Genomic DNA, 15,514 nt, shown 5'->3' with positions numbered 1-15,514 from the left:
TGAGAGAGGGCCTATTTCAGACAGTAAAATATCTGAGTTTTTGAGTTTGGTACAATCTATCCAAACCATCCAAGATAGTGCTCGAAATCGGCGAGAAGCGAACCAAGTACGAGGAAAATTGCTGCCGAGGCAGACAGTTAGGAGAGTCGCTCTCTGAACTGGGCCTGGAGCACCGGCAGGAGCAGAATAACGACGGTCAGTACGATGATCACAGCCGAAATCGGTCGGGAGTAGAAGATGGCGAAATCGCCCTGTGAGTACTGCAGCGACCGGTGGAAGTTCGCCTCAGCGACCGGCCCCAGAATGAGCGCGATGATGAGAATAATCCGGGACATACCGAACTTTATCATCAGGTAGCCCAGCACGCCGAACGCACCGGCGATGGCGATGTCCCCGAAGTTGTTCCTGAACATGAATGCCCCGACGAAGGAGATGAACAACACAACTGGGGCAAGAACGACCGTCGGCGTTTGGGTCACCCGGACCAACCGGTTGGCCAGCAACACGCCAATCGTAGACGTGACAAAGTTCGAAAACAGGAGGGAAAACAGGATGATGAAGATGAGGTCTACGTGCTGGTCAAACAGCATCGGCCCGGGTTGAATCCCGTGAACCAAGAACGCACCGAGTAACACGGCGGTCGAAGCCGACCCCGGAATGCCGAGCGCGAGCGTCGGAAGCATCGTTCCGCCGTCTTTCGCGTCGTTCGCAGCTTCGCTGGCAATCACGCCCTTGATGTTCCCCTTCCCGAACGAATCTGGGTCGTTAGACCACTGCACCTCTTGGTAGTAGGCGACGAAGTTCGCCACCGTCCCACCAACGCCGGGAACGACGCCGATAAACCAGCCGATAATCGAACCACGGATGACGGTCCATTTGCTGTTAAAGACGGATTTAACCCCGTCCACGACGCCGCCGTGGACGCTCCCATCCTCTGCAATCTTCCGGCCTTCGCTCACTAGTTTAATCATCTCTGCGACGGCGAACAGGCCGATAATCACGGGGATGAGCGTAAAGCCGTCGAGCAGGTACGTCGTCCCCCAGGTGAATCGGGCGCTGCCGGTGACCGCGTTCAGGCCGTGGAAGGCCAACACGAGGCCGAACGCCCCGGCAATCAAATCGCTGAGGATGGAGCCTCTCGTGACGGTGGCGAGCACTGCGAGCCCAAACACCGCAAGCCAGAACAGTTCCGGTGACCAAAACGAGAGCACAATCGGCCGGACGAACGGGATGAGGATAACGAACAGGATAATCCCAATCGTCGCCCCGGTTGCAGAGCTCAGTGCGCTTGCGGTGACTGCCTCGCCGCCACGACCCTGCTTTGCGAGTGGGTAGCCGTCGAGCAGCGTCGCCGCGTTTGGCGCGTCGCCCGGGATATTGAGGAGAATCGCGGTGACAGACCCCCCAAAGGCAACGCCACCGAGCGTCGCGGCCATGATGATGAACGCATCTTCGGTTCTAAGATGGAACGTGAGCGGGATGAGCAGAGCAATCGCAACAGGGCCACCAAGCCCCGGAATCGCACCCATCACCAGCCCCAGTACCGCACCAAGGACGATTAACACGATACCAATCGGCGTGAGAACCGTATCGAGCGCCGTCAGCGCAACGTCAACCAGGTCGCCATCAGCAGCGGCTAACACGAGGCTCGAACAGAAGTCTTGGCCAACGGCGGTTACGACCGGTGAGAGTGCGTCCATCATGGTGTCGCAGTTGGGTTATCGCCCGGTTCGAAGCGAACGAGGCGAGGGGCGTTGTTCAGAGCACTGTGTACCATCGTCGATTAGAACATTTCCTCGATGATTCCTTTGAACGGCTCTTGGGACATGAGTTCAAACTGATTTCCGACAATCTCCTCGATGCGTTCGTGACCCGCCGGGTCGACGATGACCCGGTTTGCCTCCTCTGCGTCGGCCATGAATTCGTCGTCGGCTATCACCTGTTCGAAGGCATCACGGAGGGTGCTCAAGACGTCCTCATCCATGCCCGGCGGTCCGGCGTAGAATCGTGGGAACAGCGAAACGTCCATGATTCTGTCAATCCCGTCGGCGTCGATTTCTGAAGCGAAAATCTGGCCGCTCGAAATCCGGTCGCGCAGCGCGGCGTCCGCCCAGACGAACAGCAAGTCGACCGTGTCGTAGCCGAGTGCGACGTTGTGTCCGGACGTGGCGGTGAACGCCGCGAGGTCGGCCTCACCGCGCTCCATGCCCGTGATGCCCGCGCCCACGCCTTCGTAGTGGATGAAGTTGATTTCGTCTTGGCTGAACGCACCCGTCAACTCACCGATGACGATGGGGTGTAAGTGTCCGACCGACCCCTTCCCTTGCGTGGCGAAGGTGAGATCGTCGATTTGGTCGACTAAGTCTTGGAAACTCTCTATCTCTAAATCCGTAGAGCCCGTCAGGCCAATCGGGTCTTGGGAGATGACGCCGAGGTAGCTCATGTCCTGAACGGAGAAACCGGGGTCGCGCCCGATTTCGTGCGGGATGAGCTGGAACGAGTCGTTGGTCAACAACGTGTAGCCGTCTGCGTTCGCGCTGTAGGCCTGTTCTGTTCCGACCGTGCCACCACCACCGGTGACGTTTTTGATGACTAAGTTGTGCTCGCCGCCGAGCAAGTACTCCTCCCAGTAAGGTTTGCTCAGTCGAGCGATGTGGTCCATTCCGCCACCAGTGTCGAATGGAACGATGAGATCGACGTCATCCGAGGGGTATTCGCCGCCGCTGCCACCAGTACAACCAGCAAGGGAGAGCGTTGCGGCTGCTCCAATGCCCTTCAGCATGCTTCTTCGACGCATACCCCATCATTAATAGGGCAGATGTTATAGCTTTGGGTCGTGGCAGATATATTTTGTGGCTCCCGCAAACCGTTTGACTGAAGACCAATATCACCGAGAGACTGGTAGAGAAACGTTGTGTTCCGAGTTTATGCTACGGGACACACAGCCTACAACAGGCCGAAAATGACCCCGTCCCACAGCCGCGCAGAGAGCACATACACGAACGTGTTCAGTAAGACGACGATGACGATGAGGGTGTAAATTGCCATACGAAGATCACGTTCGTAGACGTACACGAACAGTGGAACCAGCAAGAACGACGAGAGGAAGCCGAACAACCAGATGACGAAGATGAACCCGACAATCCAGCCGACCATCTCGACTTCCCGGCGCACGTTGCGCTCTGCTGCTGCACGCGAAAGGACATCGTCTCCCTCAGTTGTTTTGGAGAACACGCCGTGAATCCGGAAGTGAAGCCGGTCTCCATAGCGATTGAAAAGCGCCTCAAGGAGAATCAACGCGATAAGCAAAACGTTCGCTATGAGCGGGAACATTCGCGCTTCGCGGCTGTAGGAGAACGACGTGTAAATCAAAAAGAGGGTGTACAGAGAAAGGGCGAGTAAGAATATCGCTCGGGAATGGCGTCTGACGGCGACTCGCAGGCTACGTTGCTCGGTCATCATACGTGAGAGGTATGCCAGACCTACTCAGATGAGGTATATATGTGCTTCGTTAACGCAGCTCTCGATTTACACGGCGGTCGCATGAACGTTCGGAGGGTCAGTCACCGCGTCGCGTTGCGACCACGACAAACGTCTCGCGGCGTTCCTGGGCGCGTTGAATGCGAAAGCCGTGGTCGAGTAACAGCGATTGTGCGGTTGCGAGGTCGAAACACATGTCGGCAGGTGGGCCTCGTTCAGTCTCACCGGCTCGCGTCGCAGACCAGTCGAACACGACGAGCCGCCCGCCCGGCCGCAGGACGCGGGCGAGTTCTGGAAGGGCTTCTGCGACGCCGTGGTGGAAAGTGCGCAGTGAGATGGCTCCGTCAAGTTCGCCGTCTGCAAACGGCGTGGCTGCAACGTCTGCAGTCACGAGGTCGACGTTCTCGGGGACGCCTCGTTCGCGGTACGCCTCGTGCATCCCGTCGTTCGTATCGAGCGCGTAGAGCGTGTCGACGACTGGCGCGAGTTCGTCCGTGAAGAGCCCGGTTCCACTCCCCAAGTCAGCGACCGTCCAGTCGGGTGCGGGGTCAAGTAGCTCTCTGAGTTCTTCAGCCGAGAGATAGCGAAATTGGATCGGGTCGTTCAACCGGTCGATACGGTCGGTGAAGTCGTTGTCGTGGTGGTCGTGGTCGTGAGAATGTTCGTGTGCGTGGTCTGCCGCGTCGTCGTGGTGGCCCATACGCTCGTATCTCGCTCGGGGAATATGGGCGTACCGGCGCGGGGAAACGCACTGCGGATTCCGCGGACGGCCCTCGAACTGAATCCCTGTGTGAGACACACATACACAAGTTTATCATGTATCTCTTCGAAGCATCTGGCATGGCGGACTACAAGCCACTATCGACGGGTACTGAAAAGGAAGTCCGGCCTGGCGACATCAACGTCGCGAGCCTCCGGACGACCATCGATGGGCTACACGAACGCGGTGAGCTACTCAGGACAGAAACGCCGGTCGACCCCGACCTCGAAATTGCGGGCATTCAAAAGAAGATGGACGGCGGCCCGACCTTGCTGTTCGAGAATCTCAAAGGGTGGGATCACGCGCGATTCGTCGTCAATCTCTTTGCAAACCGCGAGCGCATCGACAACCTGTTTGGCTTCGAAAACCGGCGCGACCGCACCCAGCGAATCGCGGATGCAATCAGCAACCCGATTCCGCCGAAAGTGGTCTCTCGAGAGGAAGCGCCGGTACAGGAAACCGTCGTCACCGAAGACATCAACGTAGACGACATCATCGTCCCAATTCGACACACCGAAGAAGAAGACGAACTCACCACAGGCTCCGGCGTGAGCGTCATTTACGGCGGCTGGTTCGACGGCGGCAGCCACATTGGCTACAACCGCATGAACTTCCGGTGGGGCGACGTCTCGACGTTCCAAGCCGCACCGGGCGGCCACGTCTGGATGGTTATGTCCGAACACTACAACGACAGCGACGATCCGAAGATTCCGATTACGATGAACTTCGGCATCCCGCCGGCAGCCACGCTCGCGGCCGGATCTGGGTTCGATTACGTCGTGCTCCCGAAGGGCTGTGACGAACTCGGCGTCGCTGGCGGAATCCAGCAGGCACCCATCGAAGTGGTTGAGGCGGCAACCGTCGAGGGCGCGTACAGCATCGCCAACGCCGAGTACGCCATCGAAGGCTACCTGAAACCGAAAGACCGCCGGTGGGAGACCGATGAGTCAGAGGAGACCGAAGAACAGGGCAAACACCCGTTCCACCCCGAGTGGGCCGGCTACATGGGACGGGCGTACAAGGCTCCGACCTTCCACGTTGAAGCCGTCACTCACCGCGACCTTGACGCAAAACCGCTCATCCAACCAATCATCGTCCACAGCGCAGAGGAGAACAACATCCAGACGACCGTGCGCGAGGGTGCGCTCTACGAGACGGTTGACAGAATCGAACCCGGCATCATCCACGACGTGAACATCCCGTACGCGATGACCGACTGGGGCGGAGCCATCTTCCAGGTGGACAAGTCGAACCCGGTGGACGAAGGCTACCACCGCAACTTCATGGTGACCGCACTCGGCACCTCCCGTGGGATGCGGATAGCCGTGGCCGTTGACACGGACATTGACATCTACTCGATGGACGACGTGATGTGGGCGATTACGACCCGGACGAACCCGCAAAAAGACTTCCTCAACCCGGTTCCCGGCGGCGCAGGCCAGACGTTCCAGCCAAGCGAGCGCGCCGGAGCACGTGGCGAGGTCAAGCAGTCGAACACCAACTTCGAAGGCGGCCTCGCCATCGACGCGACGGTCCCGTACGGCGAACTCGACGTGACATTCGACCGGCCGGAGTATCCCATTGATCTCGTCACGCTCTCGGATTGGTTCTCTTCCGAGCAGCTCGACTACGCAGAAGAAGACCGCGAACGCGGCTGGACGGAACTGCTGTCGAAGACCGGGCGCTAAGCGCGACTCACTGACGATTTTTTCTTGTGTTTTCACTCAGCGTTGCTGAGCAGTGGGTCTGCGAGAGTGGGTTGAGATGGGTGAAAAAGAATCAAGACGTCGAACTTAGTTCTCGTACGGCACGTCGCGGTACTCGTCGGTGAGGTCGGGTCGCCGGATGGACTTCGTCGGCGTCTTCGGGAGTGAGTCGCGGAAGAAAATCTGTTTTGGCGCTTCGAAATCGGAGATATCGTCCGACTGTTTGCAAAACTGGATGAGTTCGGCTTCGGTCACCGACGCACCGTCTTTGAGGACGACGGCCGCACAGACGCGTTCGCCCCAGTGGGCGTCTGGAATCGGGAACACGGCGGTCTCTTTGACGGCGTCGTGGCTGCTGATGACGCGCTCTACGCCACGCGGATAGACGTTCTCACCGCCGGTGACGATCATGCTGTCTGCCCGGCGGAGGTGGAAGATGTAGCCGTCTTCGTCGACGCGAACCACGTCTCCGGACTGGTACCAGCCGTCTTCGGTGAACGCTTCTTTAGTCTTCTCGGGTTTGTTGATGTACTTCTCGAACAGCGTATCGCCGCGAACCTGCATTTCGCCTTCGCCAACCTCGACGACCTCGCCCGTGTTCAAATCGACCACGCGTACGTCCACCTCTTGGACGACCGGCCTGCCACACGATCCGGGCACGCGCCCAGGAACCTCATCGCGCGGGGAGAACTCGCCGGTTTTGCCGACTGGGTAGGTGAGGATGATGCCCGCCTCGGTCATGCCGAGGCGCTCTGAGACGCGCACGTCGTACATCTCTTCTACGGTATCGTAATCTTTGGAATCCATCGGCGCGCCGCCCGCGAACACCTGCTTCAGCGAACTCACGTCGTAGCGCTCTGGGGTTTCGTACTCCAGCATATCGAGGAGCATCGACCCCGCGATGTACGCGCTGTCGGCTTTGTACTGTTCGACTTCAGCGAGGAAGCGGTCGATGTCCCACTTGTGGAGGACAACGGTGCCCCCGGCAGCGAGCACGGGCAGTGACGACGACTCGAACCCGGAGGTGTGGTACAACGGCCCGGCACAGAGCCACGTCTGGTCTGACGTGATTTTCCAGACGTGTCGCATTGCCTTGGTGTGCACCGACACGCTTCGGTGGGATTTGTAGACGCCTTTCGGGTTGCCGGTCGTCCCGCTCGTGTACATGAGGCCGAACAGGTCGTCGTCGCGCTGGGGCACCGTCTCGGTGTAGTTCGAGTGGGTAGTGAGAATTTCGTCGAGCGTGATGGTGCCGTATTCTGATTCGCCGATGGTGACGACGTGTTCGACGCCCGCGTCTTTGGCCGCTGAGGCGACCATTTCTGCGTCATCGGGGAACGTCATCACTGCGTCCGCGTCGGCGTCGTCGAGGACGTATTCGATGATGTTGCGACCGAACATGTAGTTTATCGGCGCGGGCGCGCCGCCGGCTTTCATCGCGCCGAACGCGGCGAAATAGACTTCTGGGGTGTTCGGGACGTACATGCACACGCGCTTGCCGCCGAAGGATTTGAGCCAGTTTGCGAACGAATTGGCGTGCCAGTTGAGTTCGTTGTACGTGTAGCTTGTGCCCTCGCTGATGACCGCGGTCTTTCGACCACGCTCGTGGACCTGATTCTCCAGATTCACTACCCAGTTCATACTCACTCAACTTGTGAGATAGATAATGTAGTTTTCTATCATGGCACATGATAGCCGTTTCTTCCACCGATAATGGCGGTAAATTGCGTCGAAAAACGTGAGAGCTCGCGGTTCAGTCGTCCGTCTCGGACGGGTGGAGGAGTTCCCAGACGCGGTCTGGCGTAATCGGCAGCGTGTCTAAGTCGACATCCGCCTGGATGAGCGCGTTGCGCACCGCGTTCGAGAGCGCGGGCACGGTTGCCTGCGTCCCCGCCTCGCCGGTGCCTTTTGACCCGATTTCGGTGAACGGCGACGGCGTCTCGACGTGTTCGTGACGCATCTTCAGGCGCTCTTTGATGGTCGGCATCGCGTAGTCCATGAGCGAGTCTGTCTGGAGCGTGCCCGTCTCGTCGTACTCGTGGAACTCGTAGAACGTGCTCGCGTAGCCGTGGAAGGTGCCGCCTTCGATTTGCCCGCGAACGATGAGCGGGTTCACGACGGTGCCGGGGTCGTGGACGGTGACGTAGTCTCTGATGTTAACGACGCCGGTTCGTTTGTTCACTTCGACAACGGCGAAGTGCGCGCCGAAGGCGTAGGTCATCGAGGAGTTCACCTTGTCGTCGTCGGTGACGGCCGTCGCCTGATTCATGCCCATGACCGAGAGTGCAGCCAGCTTCGGCTCGACACCCTCGGGCAACTGCTGTGGGTCCCAGTAGGTCGTTCCGGCGATGCGGCGAAGCGAGACAGCGTCGCCCTCGTCGCTCACGACGGCTTCGTCTCTGAGTTCGACGCGGTCTACAGAGACGCCGAGCAGGTGTGCACCGATGGTCAGGATCTGGTCGCGCACTTTTCCGGCGGCCTTCGCGACGGCGGCGTGGCCAATCGTCCCGAAGCGCGAGGAGTAGGTGCCAGAGGATATGGCCCACGAGTCTGCACTCGTGTCGATACCCGTGTTCACCTTCACCGCGTCGAACGGGACGCCGAGTTCGTCGGCGACGATTTGGCTCACCGTCGTCTCGTGCCCCTGTCCCTGTGGCGAGTCGGTGAGGTCAACCTTGACCGTCGCGTCCGGACCGACGATGACGGTAATCGCCTCTAAGGCACCTGACTTGGTGTTTTTGCGCATCTCCTTCGGGAGCGCCACGTCGAGGTAACCCATGTTCGACGCTTGTGGGTCGACCACCGCGGCCATCCCGATGCCGACGAGCGTGTCCTCGTCGTCGCTCTCGGTCGTGAGGTTCTCGTAGTCGATGGCTTCGAGGCCCATCCGCATTGCCTTCTCGTACTGACCGCTGTCGTAGAGGCCGCCAGTGAGCGACTCGAACGGGAACGCATCGTCTTCGATGAAGTTGCGAAGGCGCAACTCGGCCGGGTCCATGTCGATGGTCTCCGCCATCCGGTCGACCAGCCCTTCGAGCGCGAAGTAGTGCAGGTGACAGCCATAGCCGCGGTTCGGGCCGGTCGGACACTTGTTCGTCCTGACGGCGAAAAGCTCCGCCCCGAGGGCGTTCATGGTGTACGGCCCCTGCCAATTCGCAATCGGGCGGTAGGTCGCCCCCGGTTCTGGGGGTCTGACGTACCCACCGTAATCGTCGTACTGCCGGAAGCGAATTGCGCGGATGTTACCGTCGTCGTCAACTGCGCCTTCGAGGTACTGGACGCGGTTTGCGTGCATCGAACTCGCGAGCAGGTGCTCTTGGCGGGACTCGACCCACTTCACGGGGACGCCCGCTTCCATGGATACCGCAGAGAGCAGCACCATGTACGGATAGAGCGAACACTTCACGCCGAAGCCGCCGCCTTGATCCGAGGGGACGCGAAGGGTGATGCGATTTTCGGGAAGGGGCAACACGGCCGTCGTCACGGCATGCAGCGAGAACGGCCCCTGAAAGTTTGCCCAGATGTCGAGCGTGTCCTGTCCGTCGTCGTAGTCCGCGATGACGCCGTAGGTTTCGAGCGGCGGGTACGCCGTGCGCGGGTACTCGAATCGCTCTTCGACGATGTGGTCTGCGGCGTCGAACTCCGCCTCCACGTCGCCGTATTCGAGGACGCGGTGGTTTGCGACGTTGCCGCCCTCGTGAACTTGCGGCGCGTCGTCTTCGACGGCTTCCTCCGGGTCGAGAATCGGGTCGAGACGGTCGTAGGAGACGCGAATGTGTTCGAGCGCGTCGTGTGCCCGGTAGCGGTCGTCTGCGACGACGACGGCGACGGGCTCGCCGTAGTAGCGAACCTTGTCCACCGCAATCGGATAGTAGGCGTTAGACGGATTCTGGACGGCGGCCGGGAACGGTTTGACGCGGGCTGCAACGTCCTGCCCGGTGACGACAGCCTTGACACCGGGCAGTTCGAGCGCGGCGCTCGCGTCGATACTCTCAATGTTCGCGTGGGCGAGCGGCGAGCGCAGGACGGCAATGTAGTGGAGATTCGGGACGGGTTCTAAGTCCTCAATATAGCGCCCGCGACCGGTCGTGAGTCGGTTGTCCTCCTTTCGCTTTAGCGGCTGGCCGACGTTCTTTTCTCGCGCAGGTTGTTCCTCCGCTTCGACGGCTTTGACCGCCGCCGCACCACCGTCGGTTCTGGCGGTGTCAGAACAGGTGTCTTCAGACCGGGCGTCGTCAGTCATCGGCCGCCCCCGTGTCGGCGCGGATGGCTTTCAGTTCTTCTGCGGCCCATTCGATGCTGTCTACGATGCTGTTGTAGCCCGTACAGCGGCAGATGTTCCCCGAGACGGCAGCGTCGATGTCGGCTTCAGAGGGTGAGTCGTTTTCTGAAAGGAGACCGTAGGTAGAGAGCACAAAGCCGGGCGTACAATAGCCACACTGGAGACCGTGATTCTCCTTGAAGCCCTTCTGAATCGGGTGGAGCATGTCGCCGTCGTCCTCGAGCGCGACGCCTTCTTCCTCTGCTTTTGGCCCCAACCCGCGTGCGGTCATGATTTCTTTCCCGTTGGCTTGCGCGCTGTACATCATACAGGACTTCATCGGCGTCCCGTCCACGACGACCGTACACGCCCCGCACTTCCCCACGACGCATCCCTGGTGGACGCCGGTACAGCCGGCGTCCTCGCGGAGGAAGTGGACGAGGAGCTTCCGGTCTGGAACCTCGTGTGTTTCCTCGTCACCGTTCACGGTTACGGTGACGGTACTGGTGTATTGCTCGGCTGTCATTGAAACGTATTCACGTACCGAACCATGGTTATTAAGCATTACTGACGGTGAAGAATCGGGTGTTGGCCCCTGAAACAGGGAAAATCCAGCCTGCCGTGTACCCGGTTACTCGATTCTGAGCGGGCGGAGGCAGTCGAGGACGACGCCAACGCCCCCGTCTTCGACTTGCTCGCCCACCGACACTGGGCCGACGGCTTCGATCCACTCTGCGAACTCGTCGTTCGCGTCGTAGTAGTCGAGCAGGTTCGGGTGGAACAGGAACGTCTCGCCGTCTGCGGCGGCGTCAGTTAACTGCTCGAACGTGTCTGCGGGCGAGGTGCCGCCTTCGAGCAGGCGAGAGTCGTGGGGATACACGGAGTCGATGAGTTCGACCTCGGCAGGGACGGTTGCCCCCTCATCGGGTTTCCCGAGTACCCACCCGAGGTCGAGTTCGGCGGCGGCTTTGAGCGTCCCCTCGCTCACGGCCTTGAACGGCGCGAAAAAACCAGTCGGCGTGACCGACGCGGCGTCTTCGATGGCGGCCATTCCCTGTGAGAGGTCGTCGTGTGCCGTTTCGTAGGAGAGGCCGCCGAACTTGACGTGGCGATGCCCGTGCAACACGACCTCGTGGCCGCGGTCTGCTACCATCTCGATGGAGGGCGCTTGGTCGTCCACGTCGCGCCCGAGGAATGCGAACCCGGCGGTCGCCCCAACATCGGTAAACAGGTCTGAGACGCGCTCAAAGTCCTCCTGTTCGTACGTCGCGAGGATGTGATAGGACCGTGCTTTGACCGCGCGTTCCGTTTCTGCGCCTGCTACGAAAGAGAGAAACGCCTCGACTTCGCGGCGCTTCATGTCGCTAATATCGTCCATTGGTCGGTGTGACTTTCTACCATGGTCTAATAAAACCACCTTTCCGCAAAAAGAGAAAACCCGTCGTGAGTTTCGGGGACTGTTTACTGGCTGTCTGCGAGCGCGCGTTCGTAGGCCGTACGCAGCGCCTGCTGCGTGAACTCACCGGCCATCGCGCGTTTGTACGCGCCGAGTCGTCCCTCTTGGTCGGGCATGACCTCGGCTTCGACGGCGTCTGCGGCCGCTTCAAGTGAGGCCTCGTCGAGTTTCGTGCCGACGACGGCGTCTGCGGCACCTTCTGACGTGAGCAATGGGCCGACGCTCCCGATGGTGACGCGGGCGTCGATAATCGACCCGTCGTCATCGACGTGGACGAGCGCGGCGACCCCGACGATGGCGTAGTCACCCGAACGGTTCACGTGTTTCTTGTACGTGCTACCAACGCCTGCGGCCTCGGGGAGGAGGGGAAGTTTCGGCAGGCGAACCTCGGTGAGGAGTTCGTCTTCTTCGATATCGACGGTGAACATCCCGATGTAGAACTCAGAGAAGGGGATGACGCGCTCGCCGTCTGGGCCGGTCACGACTACGTCGGGGTTGAGCAGTTTCATCACCGGCATGTAGTCGCCGTCGGGGTCGGCTTCGACGACAGTGCCGCCGACCGTGCCGCGATTGCGGACGAGGCGGTCTGCGATTTTCGAGATACATTCGCTGAAGATGAAAACGTGTTCGCGAACCAGTTCAGATTCTTCGGCCGTCGTGTGCGTCGTGACCGCGCCGAGGCGGATTTCGTCTGCGGTCTCTTCGATATAGTCGAGTTCCGCGATTTCGGAGATGTCGATGACGTAGTCGGGCATGGCGAGTCGCTCTTTTTGCAACGGGATGAGACTCTGCCCGCCCGCGAGAATTTCAGCGAACTCGTGGTCGGCTATCAGCGTGAGCGCGTCGTCTACAGACTCGGCGGCGAGATATTTAAACTCAGACGGGTACATCGTACTACTCGGATTCGAGGGGATGGTAATAATTCTTCCCCGGTGGTCGGAGGCGTGAGAATGGCTGCGGTTGCCCAAATGGGCTCACGGACCGTGTGTTCCAAGAATTGTTACAGCCATACAACTGTAACAAATTGCTGTTACACGGGTGGTCTCGCAATCGCGGCCACGGCGAGAACGCTCGTGAGGACGGCCGTACCGACGTGACGGTCGGTAGAACGAGCGTAACACGTAACACCCCCCGGTGAGTGCGACAGGTATGGAGGATACGGACGGAGACGTCCCTCGATGTGAGTGCAAGGTCGGTCGGCTCGTCTCGCGGTATCGCATGGAGAGCGTAAACGAAGAACTCGAAGCGCGCTGGCGCGGCGACGGCTTCGAAAAACAGAGCGTTCGGGAGCTCGCAGACCTGTTCAATCGCACGATTCTCGCTCGCACACTGTCGACTGCGGGCCACAGCGCGGTGAAAAGCGAAGTCGAGAGTCTCTATCACCTGCTCACGGGAGATGTCAGCAAAGGGATGACCGCAGAGGCACACGGGCGACTCGAAAACTACGGCGTGGACGTGAGCACGCTTCGCTCTGAGTTCATCTCCCATCAGACGATGTACCGTCACCTGCGAAACTGCCTGCACGTCTCGAAGACGAAGACGGAAGTGACGGTCGACGGCGAACTCGACCGCATCAACCGACTCCAGAGTCGGGCCGAAGCCGTCCTCGGCGATACCGTAACGCGCCTCAGCAACGCAGACGCGCTCGCAGACGACAACTATCGCCCAATCGTGAGCTTTCGCGTCATGTGCAAACGCTGTGGAACCATCACCGACTTCGCAGACATCGCGTCCCACGGCGGCTGTCAGTGCCAACGTGACGGCGACACAGCGACGTAAGCGGTAATCGAGCGACCGTGTGAACGTGGAGATGCCGAACCAGCGAAGAGGTACGACAACACATAGTATTTTGACCTATCGCTCAGTAACGCTGGTATGAAACAGTCTCAGGAAGCACACTCGATTGCCCACGTTGGCGTGCGAAATATTGGGGGCATCGAGGACGCAGAGCTTTCGTTCGAACCGGGGGTGACGATTCTCGAAGGGAGGAATGCGACGAATCGAACCTCGTTCTTGCGAGCGCTCGCGGGCGCACTCGGGGGCGACGAAGCGAACCTCAAGGGAGATGCGACCGAGGGCGACGTGACGCTCGAACTGGACGGCGACTCCTTTCGACGAACCTACGAACGGGCGAATCGAACCGTCATCACGGACGGGAATCCGTACACTGACGACGCCGAAGTCGCCTCGTTGTTCGCCTTCTTATTCGAGACCAACGAAGCCCGCCAGACCGCAACCCGAAACGAGGACCTCCACGAACTCATCATGCGGCCCGTGGACACCGACGCCATCGACCGCGAAATTCGAGAAGTACAAGCCGAGAAACAACGGCTCAGCGAGACGATTAGCTCGCTCGAAGCGAAAAAACAGGAGTTGCCGAAACTCGAAGAGCGCCGCCATACACTCACGGAAACAATCGAGGAACAGAAACGAGCAGTCGACGCGAAAACCGCCAAACTCGAGGAACAGAACCTGAACGTCGAACAGTCCAAATCCCGCCAGAGCGAACAGGAGCAACTCCTCTCAGAACTTCACGACGCGCAAGCCAAACTCGAGACCGTTCGCGGGCGCATCACCACCGAGCGCGACAGCATCGACGCCCTCGAAACAGAGCGCGACGAACTGACCGAAACGCTCGCAGAGCTTCCGGCGTCGGTGCGAACCATCAGCGACCTCGGGGAGCGTCTTGGAACCTACCAAGAGCGAAAGCGGAACCTCGATTCGGTCATCGAACGCCTCCAAGGTGTCATCGAGTTCAACAGGCAGATGCTCGAAGACGACACCGAAGTGCGCGAGCTGTTCGCAGACGAGTCAGAGCGAAGCCACATCATGGAGCAACTGCTCGCGGATGTCGAGTCTGTCATCTGTTGGACCTGTGGAAGCCAGGTCGAGCGAGCCGACATCGAAGCCATCATCGAGGAACTCGATGCGCTGCGGGCAGACAAGGTCAACGAGCGAATGGAGGTCGTTGGAGAGATAGAGGCGGTCAAAGCAGAGCGCACCGAAATCGAGCGCAAGCAACAAGAGCGTGACCAGACAGAACACCGCCTGTCGCGGGCAACTCAAGAACTGAAACGTCGCCGCGAGACCGTTGCCGACCTCGAAGCAACCCGCGAGGACGTCGAAGAGACCGTCGAGACGTACAAAGCGCAGGTCGCAGAGCTCGAACGAGAAGACCGCGACGAGGTGCTGGCGCTCCACCAAGCAGCTATCGAAGCCGAATTCGAACTGGAGACCGCACAGTCCGACCTCGAAGCCGTCGAAGCGAAAATAGAAGACATCGAGGAGGCAATCGAGCGTATCCCGACGCTCGAACGCGAGCGAGCGGAGTGTCAAAGCCGGTTGGAAGCGCTTCGAAGCCGGATTGACGACATCGAGCGAGAGGCGGTCGAGACGTTCAACGAGGAGATGGAACGGGTGATTCGCATCCTCGATTACGAGAACATCGACCGCATCTGGATCGAACGGCTCACCAACACGCGCGGTGAGAGCAGTTTCGAGTTGCACATCGTCCGCCAGACGGCATCGGGAACGGTGTACGAAGACACGGTTTCCCACCTGAGCGAGAGCGAACGTGAGGTGATGGGCCTCGTCTTCGCGCTCGCGGGCTACCTCACCCACGACGTCCACGAAGCCGTGCCGTTCATGCTGCTCGACTCGCTCGAAGCGCTCGACGCAAACCGGATTGCGAAACTGGTGGCGTATTTCGAGGAACACGTCCCGTATCTCGTCATCGCGTTGCTCCCCGAAGACTCGCAGGTGCTCGCAGACGACTACCGGCGTATCACCGCGTTCTGAGCTACGTTCTCGGTTTCCTGTCGCCCTTTCGTGTTGCGATTTTGGCAGACCAC

12 protein-coding genes are annotated in these 15,514 nt (G+C 59.8%); 3 read left to right on the top strand and 9 right to left on the bottom strand.

Annotation, left to right across the window (positions count from 1 at the left end; genetic code table 11):
- Positions 1 to 137: 137 nt before the first annotated feature.
- From V5N13_RS15415 to V5N13_RS15400, 4 genes are all read right to left on the bottom strand, one after another.
- On the bottom strand, positions 138 to 1,703 hold the full coding sequence (locus V5N13_RS15415) for a tripartite tricarboxylate transporter permease (protein WP_332900226.1): 1,566 nt from the start codon (positions 1,701 to 1,703) through the stop codon (positions 138 to 140).
- 80 nt (positions 1,704 to 1,783) lie between these two features.
- Entirely contained in the window at positions 1,784 to 2,797 is a 1,014-nt protein-coding gene (locus tag V5N13_RS15410) for a Bug family tripartite tricarboxylate transporter substrate binding protein (protein WP_332900227.1), read from the bottom strand.
- Between the two features lie 149 nt (positions 2,798 to 2,946).
- On the bottom strand, positions 2,947 to 3,459 hold the full coding sequence (locus tag V5N13_RS15405) for a tripartite tricarboxylate transporter TctB family protein (RefSeq protein WP_336361516.1): 513 nt from the start codon (positions 3,457 to 3,459) through the stop codon (positions 2,947 to 2,949).
- Positions 3,460 to 3,559: 100 nt separating this feature from the next.
- Entirely contained in the window at positions 3,560 to 4,180 is a 621-nt protein-coding gene (locus V5N13_RS15400) for a class I SAM-dependent methyltransferase (RefSeq protein WP_336361515.1), read from the bottom strand.
- Between the two features lie 140 nt (positions 4,181 to 4,320).
- Here V5N13_RS15400 and V5N13_RS15395 point away from each other — a divergent pair, with 140 nt between their 5' ends.
- A complete protein-coding gene (locus V5N13_RS15395) occupies positions 4,321 to 5,928 on the top strand; it encodes a UbiD family decarboxylase (protein ID WP_332900230.1) in 1,608 nt (535 codons plus the stop codon).
- Positions 5,929 to 6,033: 105 nt separating this feature from the next.
- On the opposite strand, the gene V5N13_RS15390 is transcribed toward V5N13_RS15395, so the two are convergent.
- From V5N13_RS15390 to V5N13_RS15370, 5 genes are all read right to left on the bottom strand, one after another.
- Complete coding sequence (locus V5N13_RS15390; RefSeq protein ID WP_336361514.1) at positions 6,034 to 7,587, bottom strand: class I adenylate-forming enzyme family protein; 1,554 nt, start codon at positions 7,585 to 7,587, stop codon at positions 6,034 to 6,036.
- A gap of 112 nt (positions 7,588 to 7,699) precedes the next feature.
- A complete protein-coding gene (locus tag V5N13_RS15385; protein WP_336361513.1) occupies positions 7,700 to 10,189 on the bottom strand; it encodes a xanthine dehydrogenase family protein molybdopterin-binding subunit in 2,490 nt (829 codons plus the stop codon).
- Positions 10,182 to 10,733 (bottom strand): (2Fe-2S)-binding protein, encoded by a 552-nt coding sequence (locus tag V5N13_RS15380; RefSeq protein WP_332900233.1) that lies wholly within the window; start codon positions 10,731 to 10,733, stop codon positions 10,182 to 10,184. Before V5N13_RS15380 ends, V5N13_RS15385 begins: the two co-directional genes overlap by 8 nt.
- Positions 10,734 to 10,838: 105 nt before the next feature.
- Positions 10,839 to 11,585: a polysaccharide deacetylase family protein gene (locus V5N13_RS15375; RefSeq protein ID WP_336361512.1), complete on the bottom strand. Its 747-nt coding sequence runs from the start codon at positions 11,583 to 11,585 to the stop codon at positions 10,839 to 10,841.
- Between the two features lie 83 nt (positions 11,586 to 11,668).
- Positions 11,669 to 12,553, bottom strand: a complete 885-nt coding sequence (locus V5N13_RS15370) for an FAD binding domain-containing protein (protein WP_336361511.1) — start codon at positions 12,551 to 12,553, stop codon at positions 11,669 to 11,671.
- A gap of 259 nt (positions 12,554 to 12,812) precedes the next feature.
- Between V5N13_RS15370 and rdfA the strand changes: the two genes are divergently transcribed.
- Positions 12,813 to 13,442 (top strand): rod-determining factor RdfA, encoded by a 630-nt coding sequence (gene rdfA / locus V5N13_RS15365; RefSeq protein ID WP_336361510.1) that lies wholly within the window; start codon positions 12,813 to 12,815, stop codon positions 13,440 to 13,442.
- A gap of 96 nt (positions 13,443 to 13,538) precedes the next feature.
- On the top strand, positions 13,539 to 15,461 hold the full coding sequence (locus V5N13_RS15360; RefSeq protein ID WP_336361509.1) for an archaea-specific SMC-related protein: 1,923 nt from the start codon (positions 13,539 to 13,541) through the stop codon (positions 15,459 to 15,461).
- The last annotated feature ends 53 nt before the right edge of the window (positions 15,462 to 15,514 follow it).

Source organism: Haladaptatus sp. ZSTT2, assembly GCF_037081775.1.
In the GTDB taxonomy this organism is placed as follows: domain Archaea; phylum Halobacteriota; class Halobacteria; order Halobacteriales; family Halococcaceae; genus QDMS2.
The sequence above is the reverse complement of the archived record's forward strand: the minus strand, read 5'-3'. Positions and strand labels throughout refer to the sequence as shown.